The sequence below is a fragment of the Candidatus Tisiphia endosymbiont of Oplodontha viridula genome, from assembly GCF_964264865.1.
In the GTDB taxonomy this organism is placed as follows: Bacteria; Pseudomonadota; Alphaproteobacteria; order Rickettsiales; family Rickettsiaceae; genus Tisiphia.
This window is the reverse complement of the sequence record NZ_OZ183486.1, coordinates 637,752-657,935: the sequence shown is the minus strand read 5'-3', so window position 1 is coordinate 657,935 and position 20,184 is coordinate 637,752. Positions and strand designations below refer to the sequence as shown.

At 29.8% G+C, this 20,184-nt stretch carries 17 protein-coding genes and 1 tRNA gene; 10 read left to right on the top strand and 8 right to left on the bottom strand.

What is annotated here, in order from left to right; all coding sequences use genetic code 11:
- Positions 1 to 40: 40 nt before the first annotated feature.
- The gene (locus tag ACFEL1_RS03110) at positions 41 to 961 is read left to right on the top strand and encodes a murein hydrolase activator EnvC family protein (protein ID WP_375331422.1); all 921 of its coding nucleotides are present in this window, start codon (positions 41 to 43) and stop codon (positions 959 to 961) included.
- A gap of 311 nt (positions 962 to 1,272) precedes the next feature.
- Positions 1,273 to 1,950: a hypothetical protein gene (locus ACFEL1_RS03105; protein ID WP_375331421.1), complete on the top strand. Its 678-nt coding sequence runs from the start codon at positions 1,273 to 1,275 to the stop codon at positions 1,948 to 1,950.
- Between the two features lie 29 nt (positions 1,951 to 1,979).
- On the opposite strand, the gene ACFEL1_RS03100 is transcribed toward ACFEL1_RS03105, so the two are convergent.
- Positions 1,980 to 3,671, bottom strand: coding sequence for an ABC transporter ATP-binding protein (locus tag ACFEL1_RS03100; RefSeq protein ID WP_410521697.1), 1,692 nt, complete (start codon positions 3,669 to 3,671; stop codon positions 1,980 to 1,982).
- A gap of 243 nt (positions 3,672 to 3,914) precedes the next feature.
- Here ACFEL1_RS03100 and ACFEL1_RS03095 point away from each other — a divergent pair, with 243 nt between their 5' ends.
- The 5 genes from ACFEL1_RS03095 (at position 3,915) to ACFEL1_RS03075 (ending at position 12,726) form a co-directional block, all read left to right on the top strand.
- Complete coding sequence (locus ACFEL1_RS03095) at positions 3,915 to 6,530, top strand: AsmA family protein (protein WP_375331419.1); 2,616 nt, start codon at positions 3,915 to 3,917, stop codon at positions 6,528 to 6,530.
- Between the two features lie 257 nt (positions 6,531 to 6,787).
- Positions 6,788 to 8,155, top strand: coding sequence for an ankyrin repeat domain-containing protein (locus ACFEL1_RS03090; protein ID WP_375331418.1), 1,368 nt, complete (start codon positions 6,788 to 6,790; stop codon positions 8,153 to 8,155).
- Between the two features lie 103 nt (positions 8,156 to 8,258).
- Positions 8,259 to 8,807 (top strand): CDP-diacylglycerol--glycerol-3-phosphate 3-phosphatidyltransferase, encoded by a 549-nt coding sequence (gene pgsA, locus ACFEL1_RS03085; RefSeq protein ID WP_341761443.1) that lies wholly within the window; start codon positions 8,259 to 8,261, stop codon positions 8,805 to 8,807.
- A gap of 255 nt (positions 8,808 to 9,062) precedes the next feature.
- Positions 9,063 to 10,496, top strand: a complete 1,434-nt coding sequence (locus ACFEL1_RS03080; RefSeq protein ID WP_341762527.1) for a hypothetical protein — start codon at positions 9,063 to 9,065, stop codon at positions 10,494 to 10,496.
- Complete coding sequence (locus ACFEL1_RS03075; protein WP_375331417.1) at positions 10,489 to 12,726, top strand: tetratricopeptide repeat protein; 2,238 nt, start codon at positions 10,489 to 10,491, stop codon at positions 12,724 to 12,726. Before ACFEL1_RS03080 ends, ACFEL1_RS03075 begins: the two co-directional genes overlap by 8 nt.
- Here the strand turns inward: ACFEL1_RS03075 and ACFEL1_RS03070 are convergent.
- On the bottom strand, positions 12,723 to 13,136 hold the full coding sequence (locus ACFEL1_RS03070) for a helix-turn-helix domain-containing protein (RefSeq protein ID WP_375331416.1): 414 nt from the start codon (positions 13,134 to 13,136) through the stop codon (positions 12,723 to 12,725). The genes ACFEL1_RS03075 and ACFEL1_RS03070 overlap by 4 nt on opposite strands.
- A 217-nt stretch (positions 13,137 to 13,353) precedes the next feature.
- Here ACFEL1_RS03070 and ACFEL1_RS03065 point away from each other — a divergent pair.
- Positions 13,354 to 13,443: transfer RNA gene (locus ACFEL1_RS03065), tRNA-Ser, on the top strand.
- Positions 13,444 to 13,526: 83 nt separating this feature from the next.
- Here the strand turns inward: ACFEL1_RS03065 and ACFEL1_RS03060 are convergent.
- On the bottom strand, positions 13,527 to 13,997 hold the full coding sequence (locus ACFEL1_RS03060) for a recombinase family protein (protein WP_341761440.1): 471 nt from the start codon (positions 13,995 to 13,997) through the stop codon (positions 13,527 to 13,529).
- 479 nt (positions 13,998 to 14,476) lie between these two features.
- On the opposite strand from ACFEL1_RS03060, the gene ACFEL1_RS03055 reads away from it, so the two are divergent.
- The gene (locus tag ACFEL1_RS03055) at positions 14,477 to 14,692 is read left to right on the top strand and encodes a hypothetical protein (RefSeq protein ID WP_375331415.1); all 216 of its coding nucleotides are present in this window, start codon (positions 14,477 to 14,479) and stop codon (positions 14,690 to 14,692) included.
- A gap of 170 nt (positions 14,693 to 14,862) precedes the next feature.
- Here the strand turns inward: ACFEL1_RS03055 and ACFEL1_RS03050 are convergent, their stop codons facing one another.
- Both ACFEL1_RS03050 and ACFEL1_RS03045 read right to left on the bottom strand, forming a co-directional pair.
- A complete protein-coding gene (locus tag ACFEL1_RS03050) occupies positions 14,863 to 17,097 on the bottom strand; it encodes a tetratricopeptide repeat protein (protein ID WP_375331414.1) in 2,235 nt (744 codons plus the stop codon).
- 269 nt (positions 17,098 to 17,366) lie between these two features.
- Positions 17,367 to 17,492 carry a hypothetical protein gene (locus tag ACFEL1_RS03045; protein WP_375331413.1) on the bottom strand — a complete coding sequence of 42 codons (126 nt, stop codon included), beginning with the start codon at positions 17,490 to 17,492 and terminating at the stop codon, positions 17,367 to 17,369.
- A 35-nt stretch (positions 17,493 to 17,527) separates the two neighbouring features.
- Between ACFEL1_RS03045 and ACFEL1_RS03040 the strand changes: the two genes are divergently transcribed.
- A complete protein-coding gene (locus ACFEL1_RS03040; RefSeq protein ID WP_375331530.1) occupies positions 17,528 to 17,707 on the top strand; it encodes a type II toxin-antitoxin system RelE family toxin in 180 nt (59 codons plus the stop codon).
- 79 nt (positions 17,708 to 17,786) lie between these two features.
- Here ACFEL1_RS03040 and ACFEL1_RS03035 read toward each other — a convergent pair whose 3' ends face one another.
- From ACFEL1_RS03035 to ACFEL1_RS03025, 3 genes are all read right to left on the bottom strand, one after another.
- Positions 17,787 to 18,674 carry a HEPN domain-containing protein gene (locus tag ACFEL1_RS03035; protein WP_375331412.1) on the bottom strand — a complete coding sequence of 296 codons (888 nt, stop codon included), beginning with the start codon at positions 18,672 to 18,674 and terminating at the stop codon, positions 17,787 to 17,789.
- A 232-nt stretch (positions 18,675 to 18,906) separates the two neighbouring features.
- Entirely contained in the window at positions 18,907 to 19,269 is a 363-nt protein-coding gene (locus tag ACFEL1_RS03030) for a hypothetical protein (RefSeq protein ID WP_375331411.1), read from the bottom strand.
- Between the two features lie 272 nt (positions 19,270 to 19,541).
- A complete protein-coding gene (locus ACFEL1_RS03025) occupies positions 19,542 to 19,778 on the bottom strand; it encodes a hypothetical protein (protein ID WP_375331410.1) in 237 nt (78 codons plus the stop codon).
- Positions 19,779 to 20,184 lie beyond the last annotated feature (406 nt).

The window sequence follows — 20,184 nt, the reverse complement described above, 5'->3', positions numbered from 1 at the left end:
AGTTTATTGCATAATAAAATTGCAAATTTTTTGGTAAGTTATGAAGAGTAATATAGTTTTTGTCTATTTTATAGTCTTTTTGATTTCTGGATGTAGCACACAACCTCCAGCCCCTATTGAGTATAATCATGGAAAGGATTTTACCAAAAAGTCTACAACCATCAATTCACCAACTACAGCATATTCCGAAAATAAGAACATATTAGAAAGCGATGAAGATGAAATAATAAGTAGAGAAATTGATGAGAAAGAAAAAGATTTTGACGCTCCAACTGGTTTCTTAAAAGATCGTAATGCCATAGAAACTGAAAATCGAGACGACGTAATAATAGTTCCAAAAGTGAAACCAAATGATAGTAAGCTAATCTACCACGAGGTGCAACAAGGAGAAACATTAGTATCAATAGCAAATGATTATGGTCAGCAGGTTGAAGAATTAGCTGAGCTAAATAACATATCTGCACCATATCATCTTAATGAATCCCAAATTATCACAATAAGGATTAGTACTGAGTTATTAAATAAAAAAAATCAAGAAAGTCTTGTAAAAAAAACGAAAAATACTGTTCAAACTAATACAGCAAAATTTATCAAACCAATTGAAGGTAAAATTATTATCAAATTTGGTGAACAAACATCTAAAGGAAAAAGCAAAGGAATTAATATTGCTGCAGACGAAGGAACTGCTGTAGAATCTATTGCAACAGGTCAAGTAGTGTTTGCAGGTAATGATACAAAGTTTGGTAACTTATTAATAATAAAGTTAGATAATAGCGACCTTTATGTTGCTTATGCTCATTTGCAAGACCTACTTGTTCAAAAAGGAGCAAGAATTTCACAAGGCAAGATAATAGGACATGTAGGGAGTACTGGAGATGCTAAATATCCTCAGCTACATTTTGCTATTCGCGAGGGAAAGATAGCTGTTGATCCGCTGAAATATGTAGACTATAAAAAATAATGAATAGGAAGGAATACAATAACAATTGTTATGTTTTTAAGAATTGATTAATAATAAGTTTCTTAGGAACTCACACTTGATACGTTCTACGATCAAGTTCATAATGGAAGAAACAGGATTGAGTGATTTGTTTCCTAGAAGGAGCGAATTATATTAGGAACTATAGGACAAATTAAGTTGATTTATTAACTATGAGTCAAATACGTAGCTGTATTTGTTTTTTCTACTATTGATATTTTCTTCTTGCACTATCTATGTTAAGTCTATAACATAAGTAAAAAGGTTCTGATAAACAAATATAGAGAAATAATATGATTATTAACACTATGTTGATAGAACAACTTGCTGCAGAGGCTTTTTGGTTCTTTGTATATAAGTATGACATGCAAAGTACAGGTTTTCCTGACTCTATAGATGACATTCCTGACTTGATGTGGTCTAGGGAGATTGCTAGGAAAAAATTAATACAATTAGGAGAAGCAGATGAAGAAAAACTAGTAGAACGACTCTATATGTTAGTTGCAAATGTAATTGCTACTCATGGGAAAGAAGAGAAAAATATTATTGGTACAATATATGTTGAAGACTTTAAAGAGTGTAAAGAAAAAGATTTCCCTTATACACATCTTATTACACAATTAGTTAATGATTCTGATGAAAATTATGATTTAAAAATAAAAGGACAAATACCACATGTTGGTACATTACTACTAAGAACTCCTTTCCCTTCTGGGGTGTTATTGAAAGAAATTCCTGTAAAATCAAATTTATTAATTCCAAATACAAACAATGCATTAGGATTTAAAAAAACGATGGTTCTAATGCCAAAAAGTATATCAATATTACCTGATAATGCCTACGGTTATCGGGCATTTATTTCAGGTATATTTTGTATTTCTACCACAAAACCTGCAGATACTATTTGGCATAAAATTATTCCAAATAGTATTTGTTCCCTTGAAACACAAAAGTTTTACATATCCAAATGATTTGAGTATATACTTGTTACTCTATATTTTCATGCTTTCTTATTTTTATCATCTGGCAAGAATCCTCCAATTTGTGCATCCCACAGAGTTTTATAGATTCCTCCTTTAGTAATTAACATAGTATGAGTGCCATCTTCTACAATTTTGCCACGCTCGAATACTAAAATACGATCCATATGCAGAAGTGTTGATAAACGGTGAGCAATGACAATAGTTGTAGCATTAGTAGTTTCCAAAACTTCATTTATAGATTTTTGAATTAAGGCTTCAGTTGGTGAGTCAAGTGCCGATGTTGCTTCATCTAAAATAAGGATGGGTGCATTTTTTAAAATAGCCCTAGCGATTGCAATACGTTGCCGTTGTCCGCCACTTACCTTTACACCTCGTTCACCAACTATTGAATGGTAACCATTAGGCATTCTCTCAATATCATCATGTATTTTAGCTTTTTTACAAGCTTCTTCAATCTCTTGTAAAGTAGCATCATATTTAGCTAGCTGCAGATTCTCTAGAATAGAACGATGAAACATCGTAATATCTTGAGGGATTACTGAGATATTGCTTCTTAGCGACTCCTCCGTTACTTGTGAAATATCATATCCATCTACAAAAATATATCCGCTTTGTAAATTGAAATATCTAAGCAAGCATTTAATTAAAGTAGTTTTTCCAGCACCTGATGTGCCAACTATACCGATCCTTTCTCCAGGTTTGATGTGCAATGTAAGATTGTCAAATATAGTACTTCCACTACTATAACGGAAGGTTACGTCTTGATATTTAATATCACCTTTGACACGAGGAAGCAACTTAGCATTTTCTGCATCAGTAACATCTGAGATAGTATGAATAAAGTTAAATGAAGATTTGATGGCAGCAATCTTAGGATTTATGGAAAATATTATACTGTCTAATAACTGATCAATCGCCCACTCAATGTTAAAAGTAATCGCTATAGTAACTGCAAATTCACCAGCTGTGATTTGTTCAGTTTTGTATAAATATGCCAACAGCCATATTTGGGCTGCTGCTAGTATAGTAAGTAATATGGAATCGATCAAATCTACATAATAAGCATCATACTGCCTAGTTTTTCTATCCCAGCCTTTCCATTTATCAATGGCAGGAAGGAGTTTTAATTTCAGCTCTGTCCAAACATTGCCAATAATTTTAATACCAAAAATATTGGCAACAGAGTCATTGATAATGCCTACTGCTTCTTGTCGTGCCTTAACATATTCTTCTTGCAGTTGTCCTTGTTTTTTTAATAAAACTGACATTATTGGTACATACACAATAAGAAAAGCAATTACAACCCCTGCTATTTTATAATTCATCATGAACAAAAATATTATGCCACTTACAATAGTTACAAGCTGTACCAAAGAACGATTGAGAACAGTAATTATGGTTATAATACCGTCTTGAAAATCAGTGATTTTACTGGCAATTTCTCCTGATAAATGAGAATCAAACCAATGTAAAGAGTGTCTGATAGTTTTGCCATAAGTGCTTTCGATGATTTCTGCAAGCATCGCTGGCTTGTATTTAATATCAAAAAGCCTAACGATAAAAAACGTACCGTGATTCATCATTTTATATAATACAAACAACCAAAGAAGTAGGGTAACATCTATTTTTGGATCTTTGGCAATAGTATCAATAATTTCTTTAATTTGATAGTTAACGAACATATTAAACAGTGAAGCACCAATGGACATAAGCGTAAGGCTAGCTAGGTACACCCGGTATTTGTAAGCCAAGGCGTATAAGTATGATTTTAGTTCATAGTTTTGTTGTTTAGTAGAGACCATAAAATATTTATTTCTAATTATGCAAAAATGCACTTTATCATAGCAGGTTATAATATCTCCACTAAGTACTATCTTTAATATTTTTTTTAATTAGTGGAAAAGTTATAACCTGCTATAATGAATTCTTTACATAATTAAAAGGGAATTGTAGTGCAAAAATTTCTCAAATATTCAGCTGGGTTATTTATTTTAATAATCGTTATATTGCTAATAATTCCTTTATTTATTTCCTTAGAATCATATAAAGGCCTAGCAACTGATAAAGTCAAAGAAATAACTGGTCGAGAGCTACAAGTCAATGGTAAGATCACCCTATCTTTATTACCAACTCCTACTATTACAGTTAGAGATATAAAGCTTGCTTCTCTACCTAATGCTCATTATCCTTCTCTATTGGAAGTTAAGGAAGTATCTGCTTCTCTTTCTATATTATCGCTATTTAGAGGAAATATAGAAATCTCAAAGATTGAAATTAATAAACCAGTACTTAATTTAGAACGGATGCGAAATGGTGTAGCTTCTTGGGAATTTCCTAAAATACAAAGCAATGTTAGTAACAGTTCAACTGATAAAATGCATGATAAAAATGCAGAATTTTCGTTAGATATAAACTTAATTAAAATTGTTGATGCTAAGCTAAATTATGTTAATTTTGCTGATAAGGCTAAAGGTAATAATGTTACTCCAACAACAATAGATATTGATAGATTAGAAATCAAAGACCTCCATGGTCCATCTGATTTAGCCTGTCAGTTCTATTCTTCCGGCAAGCATTATGATATCAAAGGTAATATAGAGGAGAAGCATGGTAGTATAGCTTTAACAGTGAATTTAAATGTTCTGCAAGAAAAAGTTAATCTCTCAGGTGACTTTGCTTACGACAATATGACTTTTGTTGGACAGCTCAAACTGGAAGGAGCTGCTAAGAATCTGCAAAGTATTTTTCCTGATATACCTATCCTACACGATTTAGATCACAAACTAACCTTTAACATCAATAGTGATAAGAAATCATTTAAAATAAGTAGTATTGACTTTACGGCAGGTAAGCTATCAGCTACAAGTAATGCTAATTTTTATTTTGAAGATAATAAGGGAGATTTAAGCGTTAAATTATTGGATAAGCCATTCTCTTTTGCCACAGGCTTTGCATATTTAGATCAAAATTTATTGCTAAATAATATTAATCTAATTGTCGATAAAGCTAATATAACAGGCAATATAGGTATTAAGGATTGGGATAAAGACCTAGTTATTTCTTATAATTTAAAAATTAGTGATATACCAACCATTGCTAGTTTGTTTGGAAAAACTTTATCTGTTAATCTTGGCGATGTTTTGCTAAAGGGTGAGACTATTAAACAGCAAAATTTACTTAAAACTAATAGCATGATAATGTTGGCAAAAACTACTAATAATGTCAAAGGAACTATCTCTTTAGATAAGGTTATTAAACCTTCTATTACTATTGAGAGTTTTGGTGATAATTTAGGTCAAACTATAGGGCAATTAACCACTAGTTCGCCTAATAAAATACTTGGTAGCTATTCTCTTTCAACACAAGTCGAAGGAGATATGACAGAAATTATAAAAATCAACATAAATAAATTTACTGTTGCATTAAAAAAGAACCCTGTAAATTTTAGTGGGGCAGTAAATATAAATTTGACATCTGCTAAACCAAAGATTCTATCAGATATAAAAATAGCTTCCTTAAATTTAGATGATTTAAGTGATGCACCTCCTAATAGTGGATCTACTAACTCGGTGCAAAATGTAGACAACTCTGTGCCTTGGTCTAAAGATACGATAGATTTGTCATTTTTAAACAAGTTTGATGGAGATTTAACCTTAACTATACAAAAAATTATTAAAGGGAGTCTGATTTTTGATAGTATAAAAACTACTATGTTATTAGCAAATGGTGTGCTGGATATAAAATCTTTAAATGGCAATTTATATGGTGGCACTTTAATCGCTACTGGCAAAATTTCTTCTCAAATTAATCAACCTGTTAGCTTTAAAGCTAGTATTAAGGATGCCGAGTTAAAAAATATAGTACCACAAGGAGGTAAAATTAAAGTTACGCAAGGGGTTGTTAATTGTGTACTCGATCTAAAAACAAAAGGTCAGAGCCAATTGCAATATGTAAGTAACTTATTTGGTAAAACAACATTAACAGCGTCCAATGGTAAAGTTAGTGGATTTGATCTACAAAAAGTATTAGATAGCCTTAAAAACATTAAAGACCTTCAAACTATTTTAAAAATGCTCGATGGTTTCTTTGCAAGTGGTGAAACAAAATTTCAAAAACTTGCTGTAGATACTGAAATAACAGAAGGCATAGTTAATATAACACATGGCACATTAGATGCCCCCTCGTCAAAGGTAGCAGTTACTGGCAATATTAACCTTCCTGCCTATACATTTGATACGAATAGCATTATTACTGTCGATATAAAATTAATGCCACCATTCAAAGTTCGTTTTTATGGCTATCTTAATAATCCACAACATAAACTTGATACTAAAGCACTACAGCAATATCTTGTGAAGAATTTAGTAAATAGCGTGGTTAACGATGTTAAGAAAGGTAAAAAACCTGAAGACATACTAAAAGATATTATTGGAGTAGGCAAAGATAAAAAGCCCACAGGAGAAGAAGTGCAAAATGATCAAGATAGGGGATCTTCTACTAATGGAGAGCAGCCTACCAACAAAGTAAAGTCTACCATTGAAAAGGGATTAAAAGGATTATTTAAATAATGACATTTTTTAGATTTACCATCGCCTCATCTGTTACACCCTCCTCACTAATAGAGCTATAAGTATACGGCTTTAAAAAGATGTGGGCAAAAGTAAGCTCGCAATGACGTCTGTGGATTTGGCGTAATGTTAGCCCTAGTTAGCTCTACATATACTCAAATAATTTTCTGAGAATAATATCTTTTGTTATTAGTGGCACTAAATATTTATGCTATATTATTTTATAACTGATAGAGGTTGTTAATTAAAGTGTTTTTATGGCAAAAATTAAAATAACAGGAAAAGAGAGAAATAGCTACATATCAAATAAATCATTTTTGGAACATGCTCTTATATATGCTATTAGAGCTAGGGACAAAAAAACACTTGAATTGTTAAATAGTAGGTGTCCTGATTTCAATTCTTTTGTTAAAATTAAACTAGAAGACTTATTTAAAGAATTAATGTATTTAGTCACGAATGATAAACATGAAAAGATAGTAAAATTAATAATTAACAAATTCGACATTAGTTTAAGCCAACAAAGAGATCAAAGAGGTGCAACTTTACTTAATGAAGCTGCTTGCTACGGAGCTGCAAAAATTGTAAGTTTTCTACTTAAAAAAGGATTTGATCCTAATAATCAAGATTTTTATGGACACACTCCATTACATCATGCAATAACTGTTAATAGTCTAGGAACTGTTATTCTACTCGTTAAACATCCTAAGATAGACTTAAATGTTCAAGATCAGGATGGCAATACCCCACTTCACTTATCAATTTTTCATAAGGATTATTCAATATTAACAACATTAAAAGATGTAGAAGCAAAGCAAAATGTAGCAAATAAAAGAGGCTATAATTATTTGGAACTCTATAAGGCATTGACAAAGGGAAGTGCAAAAGTTACGATGCCAAACTTACAACCACCTGAAGAAAAAGAAAACATAAAATTCTATGAAGGAATGGCAAATTTTTATAAGGGTATTTTATCGGATGGAAATCAAGGAGAATGCTTTGTGAGGGCTATCAATAGTATAAAAACCTTCCTTAATGAATTACCAATATCTCATAATACAATAGACTTTGCTTATGAAAGCTTATGGGCATTAGCTAAATTATATGAGTACTATAAATATAAAGATTGTAAAGATAGTAATAAATTACAAAAATATATAATAGATAAAGCGGAAGCTTGGGGGTTATGTACCGCCTCTGAAACAAATGCCTTAGAAAAAATAAATACAATTATAGATACGAATTTTGAAGATTTCTATAAAATAATACTACAACTTAAATCCCAAAATCCACCTTCTACCATTTTACAATCATTAGTAAAGCATGAATCGAACTCAAAAGATCAAGGTCTTAAAGACACAATGCTTCAAGTTGGATATGAACCCCATTCTTATTTTTCAGAATTATTAAAAAATTGGGATTTTGCACGTTTGCAGAATAATGATCTTAAAAACGAAGAAATTATTGAAACTGACGAAACATCTTATTTATCATCTCTTCCTAAAGAGCCTGAGTGTAGTACTATTACACAGGAGTTAGATTTGGCTGCAATGGGTTTAGCAGAAGAGGAGAGGAAAGCATTAGGTATTGATAGTAATGATACCAGCGTTTTTTTGGCAAGCTAGGTTAGTTCTTTTAAGTTATTCTATAAAAATTTGTTCCTATTTTCTTGGATTTAGGTCATAATCCGTCGTTGTCATTTTCTCAAGAAGTAAAAATATATAATAAATGACTATTGACAAAAATATACCAAATTATCTGACGATAGCTCGTATTGTGGTTATTCCAATTATTGTAATGACTTTTTATCTAGATAACTCTAAACTAGCTCATAGAATTGCAGCGTTATTATTTATTATAGCTAGTATTACTGATTTTTTTGACGGTTATCTTGCTAGAAAATTTGATTTAGTATCAGGGTTTGGTAAAATGTTTGATCCAATAGCTGATAAATTATTAGTAGGTTGTGTAATTATAATGTTGGTAAAAAAAGGAGCAGCGGGAGAGATACCGTGCTTATTAATTTTAGCTCGTGAATTTTTAGTGGCTGGACTACGTGAATTTCTAGCTTTAATTCAAGTAAGTATTCCTGTGTCTAGATTAGCTAAGATTAAAACATTTACCCAAATGTTTGCTTTGTCAGCGTTAATTCTTGGTTCTAAAGGTTCAGGTATAATTTATATGGATTTAATAGGTCAAATAGCTTTATGGATTGCCGCACTTTTAACTGTAGTAACCGGATATTCATATTTGAAGGCTTGTAGTAAATATTTTTGAGCAAATTAGTCCCTAAGCCAAAATATCACTATTGATTTAAATTTTACCATCTAAAAGCAATTATTTATTATAATAAAAAAATAAAATTATTGATATAATAGTAACTTAGTGTAGCATAAAAAGTATGATATATAATTAAATGATAGGTATTAATCCTAGATGTTTTAGATACATTACGCAACTATTATAAGCAGCCAACTTACGTTTCGAACAAAAGAATAGCTGTGTAATCTCTAACTATTAGTTTATTGGGTTATGAAGGAGCAAAATTCACCATATTTAGATAAATTAAAGCAAAATTTATTCCAGATATTTATCTTAATTTTTATAGTTTATAGTACAATCATAGCTTCATTGTATAAATATTATAATGCTAAAGTTGAAATGGAAAAAACACAAATTTTACAAAACCAGTATAATAAAATACTAGCAGTAAGTATGAATAAAATCTCTTCTCTAGCGTATCATTTATCTAGCAATATTCAGGAAAAAAATGTTACAATCAATAGTAATGGTAGTGAACTTGAGATATGTAATGAGGCAGAAAAATGTATAAACTATAATCTTTTTAATTTTGGAGCATTATTGAATAAGCATGTTCCGGAATTCATTTATTACAAGATAGAACTCAATAAAAAATTTCTTTATTCAAATATCAAAACTCAAAATTATCAAATAGATAAAATATATCCTATCAACGCTTCTAACCAACTTAATATTAGTTTGGCAATTAATAGTACATATTGGCATAAAGTAAAAGCAGATATTAAAAGACCATTTTGGATATTAACAGCGTTTATTACTGCTAATCTTCTATTGTTATATTTTCTCTTTAAAAGCTTATTTAAGAGTTTCAATAAATCGTATGCATTACATTATCAAGACAAACATGCTACAGAATTAGAACAGCTTAAGTTTAATTATCAGCAGGAATTAAAAAATTGCGAAACCTCTTTAATGAGGAAAATTTGGAATAATGATTTCAATAAACAAAAAGATTTAGAAATTAATTGTTTATTTGCTCAGGAAGCTAATCAAATATCCTTGCTTGATAAGAGTTCTAACAATCAAGAAGATATGATCAAGGATTATAGGTTAAAAAACTTTGGTGATAAAGTACCTTGCTCTATACTTCTGTATCAAGAAAATAAAATAGAAGAAATTAATGCCAGTAAATTAGTTGACTTATTTACTGATAGATTTAATCAGGAAGACGAAAATATATCGATTGAAATTTTAAGCAAAGCAAAAATATTATATTTTGCTTCTAATGCAGCGTTGTACCAAATCATTTATAGTGTTATTAACTATCTATTTTTTTTGTTAAAAAAACAATCTTCTACTACCAAACACAATATTAGGTTAACTATCGATAATATAAAACAAAAAATAGAGCTACGTTTTGAATATGACGGTTATCCTATAATGACAGCAGAAGAGCTACTCAAAACATCAAATCATTTTTTCAAAACGCATGCTAACCCTTTTTTACTTAATTTAAGTCAAATATTTAATATATTAAGAGCTGATGGATTCAACTATAAAATAAGTTATAACCAAAGCAATATTATAGAAATCTATCCAAATGATTCAAGCATAAGACAGGAAAATAAAAGTAACCAACAACCAATAAAAACAGAAAATAATGTGATTCTACTAGCTTCTTTAACGAGGAAAAAAAATGAATAAATATTTATTGCCACTTATGGTGTTATTTATAGTCAATAATTCATTTGCCTATACACAAATATCTAATTTGATCACTCCAGTTAGTTATTTTGTCAATCATGAGCAACAAATTAAAATGCTTGAGAAACATTTAGGTAAATATAGACAAGCAAGTATAGTTGGTACTAGTGGTATAGGTAAAACTCAGTTAATTAGGATGTATACTTATGAGAATAAAAATAATTATGATCTAATTTGGTTGTTTGATTGTAACCTAGACCTTAATGAACAATTTGTTAAATTAGCCCAACAACTCAATATGGTCAAACAAACTAATATATCTGAAGCAGTAACTCTAGCCAAAAAAGAAGTAATGTCATATTTAACTTCTACTAGTAAATGGTTATTGGTGTTTGATAATTTAAAAGTTAATGAAAATAAAAAAGTGCAAGACTTTATTGATTGGGAACATAATGGTAATGTGGTGTTTTGTTCTCAAAATAACGAAATATTACCTAATGTTATATTAATGACCTTGTTTGATAAACCTACTATCGTAACTTTGGCTAATACTTTATTGGATAATAAAGATAAAAATAGTATCGAATTTTTAACGCAATCTTTTAGTGGTTATCCAATACTTATAGTTCAAGGAATCCAATTACTAAATAAAATTAAAGGCCTAGATAAAGAAGAGTATAAAAAGAAAATTTATCAATCAACTGATAAAATAGCAACAAATATCAGCATGGCTATAAAGGAATTAAAGCCTAGTGCGGTAAAGTTACTTAATAAAATAGCTTTGATAAATAACCAAAGTTTCTCAAAACAATTACTTACTATAATTACTGATAACAAAGATACTCTCGATGATGATATATACCAATTATCTAAGTTTATGTTGATTAGCAATATTGATTCTAATCAGGATAATCCTATTTTTGAAATGAATGATGTAGTTAGCAACAAAATAATGGAGATGAATGGAGATAAAAACAATAGAATATGTTTAGAGGATATTATTCTAAAATTACCTAAACTCAAAGGAGTGCATTCTGCCCATGTATGGAGAGCTACTAATACTATATCCGAAAATTTAGAGATTATTTTTCAAAATGCTGAAAAATATAATATTAACATATATTTAATGCTTAACTTAAGATTGCAATTGTTTGCCTCATATATGAATGCTTGGAATCTATACAAATCAAAGCAAATGGTTAACTGGTTTGAGCAAAAAGAACAAGACGAACAGTTTAAATTTTGGCAAATGTCTACCTATCAGAAATTTTGTTACGCTAGATATTTAGTAGGAGTAGGACTTTACAATAGAGTAACATCGATAAATTATCAAAAAACTATTTCTTATTTAACTAAAGCACTTAAAGTTTTAGATACCCTAGGTGATGATTATGATTATATTTATTCTAAATTTAACTGTAGCTTAAACATTGCTCTAACTCATGTATATTTAGGTAATATAAAAACTGCTGAAGAAATTATTAATGAAATGGAGAAGCTATTTAAACATAGGATAGAGGGAGGAGATATATTTATATTATATCATGTGAAAGCTAGAATATTTTTTATTCAAGGTAAATATAATGAAGCTTTAGAATACGTCAATAAAGGCATCGAGGTATGGAAGACGTTAGATCCTAATGATCTAGGTTTTACTAGAGATTATTTACTTAGGGCAGCAATATTAAGCTCTATTGGCAAATATCAAGAAGCTTATGTTCAAACTCAACAAGTATATAATATGCATAAATCTGTAAACCAAGAGGCATTAGGTTATATTTATATACAAATGGTCAAAAGTGAACTGGGATTAAATAAAATAGATATTGCTTTAGATCATATTAATAAAGCTATAACAATATTGTTAGCAGATGAACGTAGAAATCCTAAGAATGTAGATCATTTGGAAGATCCAGATTTAGCAGCAGGTTATGTAGTACAAGGTGATATTTTACTTGCTCAAGGTAACATTAAAGAAAGTATAGAATCTTATAAAAAAGCTTATGCTATATACCACTATTTCTATGGGGATAAAAGTAAAAATGTTGTTCAAGTAAGTGAGTTATATAACAAAGGAGCAAAAGCAGCTTGTAAAAACAAAGATTTATATAATTATAAATTCTTTGGTAAACCACAAATTAAGGAATTTGGAATAAATCACCCTAATACTATCGCCATGTTTGAATATTGTAAACAATATGACATGGATTTATGGGTAAAGCAAGATTAAGGTTTGTGATATTTATCAATCATCCAATCTATAAATGTATTATCAACAGACTGTTTTTTCAGTGCATATTCATATACTTCTTTTATTAGAACTGTAAGATTTGTAAATGAAAAATTTAAGTTTCTTTCAATTAACATATTAATTGTTGCACTAGTGGCTTTACTAAAAATTTTCATTTGATCAGTAGTTAGCACTTCATGGCTTATTTCGTTATCAACAACAAGAGCTTCTAGGCTAATATCTAAGGCTTTTGCAATTAATTGTAAATTATTAGCACTAGGGTTTTTTGAACTACCATACAAAATGCTATAAACAGTATTTCTACTTAATCCAGTTTTTTTCTCTATCTCTACAGCATTTATATTTTTTTGCACCATTAATGAGCTAAGTTTGGTTTGTAAATTTGCCATAGATAAGATTCTATATATAAAATTAATATTTCTAGATAATAAGGTATAACCATCAAAAAGTAAATAACTAAAATAATTAATTATAATTAATTTATTTAGATCATGGGAGTTTGTAACACTAATTTTTAATGATCTACTAAAAAATTTAAATTACCCTGACCCCTCTTATAAACATTTATACTTGAATTTTTTCAATCTATCTGATATGTATTACCTTGGATAGGTGTCCGAGTGGTTTAAGGATCTAGTCTTGAAAACTAGCGTGCGGGCAACCGTACCGTGGGTTCGAATCCCACCCTATCCGCCACTGTGGTACAAGTCATCGTTTTTTTAAAAATATCGAAAGGGAAACGTAGAGAGGTCTCAAGTTTTTTGCCTCTTAGTTTGAGGTTATGAAATACGTAATTTATGATCTAGACTCCTTTTAACGTTATCACTTAAACTATCAACGTAAGATTGTGCCATTAATACGTTCATCCCCCACATTAGCCTTGCATGGGATTGAGAATCTTTGTTTATTACATAACCTTCTGTTCTAAAGTGTAATTCTATTTTACCAGCTTTTATTGGTTCTTCCAATAATGAAATTTCTGAGATTCTCCTTTGAACACGATCTACTTTATCAGCAACAATAGCAATAGTATCTCTGTGACTTTTAGCAAATTTGATCATTTCCTTAAATTGTTTACGATCACCTCTGCTGGAAGATTCGATAATTTCAAAGATTTGGATAATTTCTAGGTTTTTACGTTGGCAATATTCCAACAATCTGTGTTTTTGTGCTTCGATAGAGTGTCCTTCTTCTTGTTCTTTTGTTGAAACACGAACTAAAATTATGGCTTTTTGTGCTGAGTCTGTCATATTTTTCCCTTTGATAATAGTAATAATAAATTAGAGTTTAAATTAATAAGTATTATGCATTCAGAGATAGATCAAATACTGGATAAGTCAAGTTGAGTTTGCATTAAATTATCCAAGTAACCCCAGTATTAGAGCCAAGTGTAACATTTTTTTAGCATTAATAATTTTAGGTTATTGTAAAAATAATTGTTTTAACTCGTATCAGGAGTAACTTTATCAAGTGCTTTATCATAGATACCCCTATTTAGCTATTTTAAGCCTCGCACAACGCATTTTAGTATTCTTGCGTATTTTTTTGGAGTACTTTTGATTATTACTCTCCAAGTCTAAATATGGGCTTTTTTTATATGGGTTTGCTTTAAAATAATAGATAAGTTAAAAACTTAACCGAATGCTGCTGTTTACATCGATCCCATTATTGATATTCTGTATCAGATATGATACAATTGAGTCATAATAAATAAATTTATAATGATCTTATGGCAGCTAAACGATTATTAGTGTCTTTAGACGAGAAAATATTTGATGAAATTGCAGGTCTTGCTAAAATCAACAATGAGTCCTTATCTAAAGTAGCAAAAGGTCTTATTATAACTAGTCTAGAACTTCAAGAGGACAAAATATTAGCTAAATTAGCAGATGAAAGGATAGGTAATACTAAGGAATGGATTAGTCATACGGACACTTGGAAATAATGTATAATCTTCTCTATTCAGATCAAGTTATATACAAAGATATCCCTAAGCTTTCTACACCAGTTAAATCTTTAATTTAGAAAAACAAGCAAAAAATCTAGGATATACTTTGCTAAAAATGTGAAAATTTAGCAGATTAATTGATTTGTTTCCTAGAAGAACCTTAATGCTTAATTGTTCTTGACCCACAAATCCATATTATATTGTTTGCAATATTCAAACATATCAACTGTGTTAGGATGGTGTATGCCAAACTCCTTAATTTGTGGCTTGCCAAAAAATTTATAGTTATATAAATCTTTGCTTCTACAAGCTGCTTTTGCTCCTTTGTTATATAATTCACTTACTTGAGCAATATTTTTACTTTTCTCTTTATATAAGTAATGATATATGGTAAATACTTGTTTGTAGGATTCGATTGCTTGTTTAATATTATTTTGAGCAAGCAGAACATCCCCTTGTACTACATAACTAGCTGCTAAATTAAGATCTTCCGAATAATTTACTGCTTCAGTTTTTTTATATTCATTTCTTAAAAATATTGCTATAGCTTTATTAATGTGTTTAGATGCTTCATCTATTTTACCTAGGCCTAACTCACTTCTTGCCATTTGTGTATAAATACGGCTAAACACATAGCTCCCTTTTTGTATGGATTTATGTATGTCATATAATTGTCTAATTTGATCATAAGCTTCTTGATATCTACCAAGGCAATTTAATGTTACTACTTTACTAAAATAACTACTAGTAAGATATGAGCTATTAGGAGGTGTCCCATTTTTTATGTAAATTTCAATATTTTTATTATAATAATGTAAAGCTTCATGGTATTTACCTTGCAGAAAATATAAATAGCCTTTTAAACTATACATAATATTCATACCCAATTCATTAACTACTCGTAGTTGATCCATTTTTTTTATGTATTGTTCAGTAATTTCAATATTGCCTAAAGATGCCTGAGATCCTACTATATTTGAGATAAGAGCAAATTTTAAAAAACTATCATCCTCATTAAGTGTTTCCAAAATATTTAATGCTCTAGTACTATACGAAATAGTCTCTTCATCATTTGTTAGTAAAATATTATATACTGATATGACATTCAAGTACTTAACATAACGATATTTTTGATATTCAGACATTTTATGCAGTTTAAATTCTTTATTCTTATCTTTCTGTTCAAACCAATCGACCATTTGTTTTGCTTTATAGAAATTATGAGAATTTACATATACAGCAGATAATACACATCTCAAATCAAGCATTGCATATAAATCTATATTGTATTTTTCAGAATTATTTAAAAGAATAGCTAAATTCTCGAGTATAGTATTTGCCATCATCCAGGCGTATTGTAAATGTATAGTTTTTGATTTGGGAAGCTTAGTAATAATATCTTCTAAATATATTTTATTATATTTATTGCCATTTAATTCCATTATTTTATTGCTAACTACATCATGCATCTCAAAAACAGGGTTATCTTCGTTAGGGTCAATATTGCTAATTAGCATGAATTTGGATAATTGATATATATCGTCATTAAGGGTATCCGGATTATCAGTGATAGCAGTAAGTAATTGTTTTGAAAAACTTTGATTGTTCAGTAAGGCTATTTTATTCAGCAACTTTATTGCACTTGGTGTTAATTCTTGAATAGCCATATTAATATTCGTTGCTATTTTATCAGTCGATTGATAAATTTTCTTTTTATATTCCTCTTTATCTAAACCTTTAATTTTGTTAAGTAATTGAGTTCCTTGCACTATCAATATTGGATAACCACTAAAAGATTGCGTTAAAAATTCAACGCTATTGTTATCTTTATTATCCAATAAGTTATTAGCTAAAACTATAATAGTAGGTCTATCAAGTATGGGCATTGCTATAATATTAGGTAACTTTTCATTATCTTGCGAACAAAACACGACATGACCATTATGTTCCCATTCAACTAAATCTTGCACTTGCTTATTTTCATTAACTTTTAAATTATCAAACACTAATAACCATTTATTAGTAGGGGTTAAATATGATATTACTGCTTTTTTTGCCAAAGCAACTTTTTCAGATATATTAGTTTGTTTAACCATATTAAGTTGCTTGGCTAATTTTACAAATTGTTCATTAATATCTAAGTTACAATCAAAAAACCAAATTAGATCATAATTATTTTTATTCTCATAAGCATACATTCTAATTAATTGAGTTTTACCTATACCGCTAGTACCCACTATACTTGCTTGTCTATATTTATTTAAATATTCATCAAGAATTTTAAGTTGTTGCTCATGATTGACAAAATAACTAACTGGAGTGATTAAATTAGATACTTGTTCTTGAGCAAAAGTTCTAGTATTAATGATTAATAATATGATTGATATTAGAAAATTTTTCATATAATGAAACTGTTGAAAAATAAATTATCCGGCTTATAGACAAGAAATCAAGCAATTTACCCTATAGCCCTGATGGAATTCGCTGGCTTACAAACTTATACTTATCATACCATCGACTTCTAAAGAGCCATTGCTACATTCAGTTTTTTCGTAAGCTAAGGTTCGTCTTATTTACCATCAATATTATCATTTTTCGCATATTCCGGATTGGAATTTGTTAAACTTTTATTACCTATAATGTCATTTCATCAATTATTTGGAGCAGTTTTTTAACTACAAACTTTACTCTCGGTATAATCATTACCTGAACTGAGTACTGCAAATACTACCCTTTCTAGCTTATTAGATACCGCGATAACTGTTTTATAACCGTTTTTCTCAGATAAATTAAACATCCACTCAGTAAAACTTATTAATATCGGGGTAAAAGATAACCATTGAAAAAAAGCTATTATCTGATCCGATAAAATTTGGTAAACCTTTAAAACATAGCTTCAAAGGTTGCCGCTCCCTCAGAATTGGTGATTATAGAGTGATTTATCAAATAGTAGATACAGCAATTAATATACTAGTAATTCAACACCGCAAAGATTGTTATAATAATTCATAACAACAAAACTACTATACCCCAATATCCTCAAACTTACAGGTTATCGCGTTTATAGACTTACTTTGTCTATTTAAGGGGCTTAAATTATCTCTTTATTAATCCTTTCCAAGCAAATTTTTTCCGTCACTGTTTTTAATTTTTTAACTCTATCAATAAGGTAAAGTAGCTGTTCTTTAGTTATTCTATAATCTTTGTTATAGCGAGCCTCAACATAAGCCTGTTCAAGTAATCTAAAACATTGCCTTTGCTCAACGCTAGAATGAGGAAATATCTGCCATAATTCTTCATTGTAATTTCCGGCTATACTACCTAATTTTCTTATATCGTGTAGTTTAGGTTTATAGCCAGAAAAAACTAACAGGATAGCATTATAAAAACTTTCGGTAGTTTGGTGTAACTCAAAAGCAGACAAAGCAAAATCTTTTCTTGTTAGTTGATATTTACAAGCAAGAAAAAAACCTTTGCCTCTTGCAAACCAGTATTCATAATCTTCTTTAGCTATTTGTCTTTGTTCTTGCCATGGTAAATTTTTGGCTTCCGCCAGCTGAAATTCACCACTATCATATAAAAGAATACCTTCTTTTTTTATATCGGAAAAGAAATAATGCCCCTTTTCCAACTGACTATTTACCGTCTTGATTGATTCTATCACCAAAGTTACCCATAACTCAAAAGGACTTCTTAATGATTTTTTTTCTAACCTTTTTTCTATTTTATCTTCTATTGCTAACCCGGCAAGACCGGCATGTTTGCCTTTCTTCATCACCAACATAATATCGAGATCACTTTGATAGCTATAGGTAATGTGACCTTTTTTATACTCATCTTGTACCCAATCGCCTCTAGCATAAGAGCCAAATAAAATAATCATCGCAATCTTGTGCTTTGATACAGCGAGAATTTCTTTGACGATATTATCAAGTCTTTCTTGAATTATCAGGGAGCGTTCAGGTAAAACAGTTTTCATATATTTGTAATGCAGCTATCTATAATGTAGATTACTACAATCGGCATAAATATTGCAAAAAGAATTTTGCAAATTCACCTATATACAAGAAATCTTTTCTATAATATTTAAGATTTCATTTGAGTACCGTGATATTGTTGCAAGCAAAACATGATATTTCTTGGTGCAATAGATACCTTTTTAATTGCATCAATATTATTTACTATTTTTTAAAAGATGAATATTTTTAAAATTATACCCCCTGTTTTTTGTTATGGCTTTCTAGAGTTTCAATTAACAGCTCTTCTACTTGATAACTAATATTTGCATTTTCAAAATCTGTGAAATCTATTATTATTTTGCTTGTAATTTTATTATTAGACTCTAGAAGTCCCACCAGTGTTATTGCTCCATTGTCAGTAATATTGTTATAGCTAAGGTTTATTTGGCTGATGGTTCTATTAGTTTCCAAAGCCTTAACAAGCTGGACAATATTCAAACTACTAACTTGGTACTCAAGATTTTCTGCTACCTTAGTATGGCAAGCCGTTATTAACTCTACAATCTTGGCATGATCAGGTAATTCAGATTTACAGACACTGGCAAAGAATTTCACATATTCATATTGCTGCTGTAAGCAATAACCATAGCCTTGTATCTGATGCTGAAGCTGAACATTACCCGGTTCAGCATATTATAAAAAATTTGTGGGAATATAAAATTTGGCGGGAATAAAATATGATGTAAATTGTGATTTTTTATGATATAATAACTTCCCTACAATATAGCTACCTTGGAACTTAGGTAGCCGAGTTGGTAGAGATAATCTGAAAAACCTAATAAACCGGATTCCTAGTAATGTTAGAGAGCTAAAATACATCATCTATGTTAATAGTCAGGACAACCTAAGAATAGTAAAGATTTAAGCCAAAGCCTAACCTCGCTCGCAGTTATTATATGCAATTTCGCTTCCTCTACCTGATTCGGTATAAAAATCTTATTGCCTAAGTGAAATTTAGCGATATCCGGTAAATGATCACTATTACTTGCGTAAACATTTTGCATGATTTTTTTAAGATTTTCGATATCTTTTGACTTGTTAAATTTGACAACAATTATTCGCATATAATCCCCTGTAGTATCTGTATTGTAGGGGAGTTATTATATCATAAAAAATCACAATTTACATCATATTTTATTCCCGCCAAATTTTATATTCCCACAAATTTTTTATAAATACACTTTACATATCAAAATATATCATATATTTTATATAAAGCATATAACTTTAATAATAGAATAGGACTGTGTAAGTCTAAAAAAACATCATTGAGAGAAGATGAGGCAATCCTGTTTTGTGTCATACCTGCGAAAACAGATATCTAGATTCCCGCCGTTGCTAAGAATGACAACTTACAATTGCTTCATTGTCACAAAGCGGCTTCTTGCTAATAGACGGAGTAATATTAGTTGGGTTAGCATATGACATAAAAGACTATGCTAATGTCGGCGATACAGATCGAATAACAGT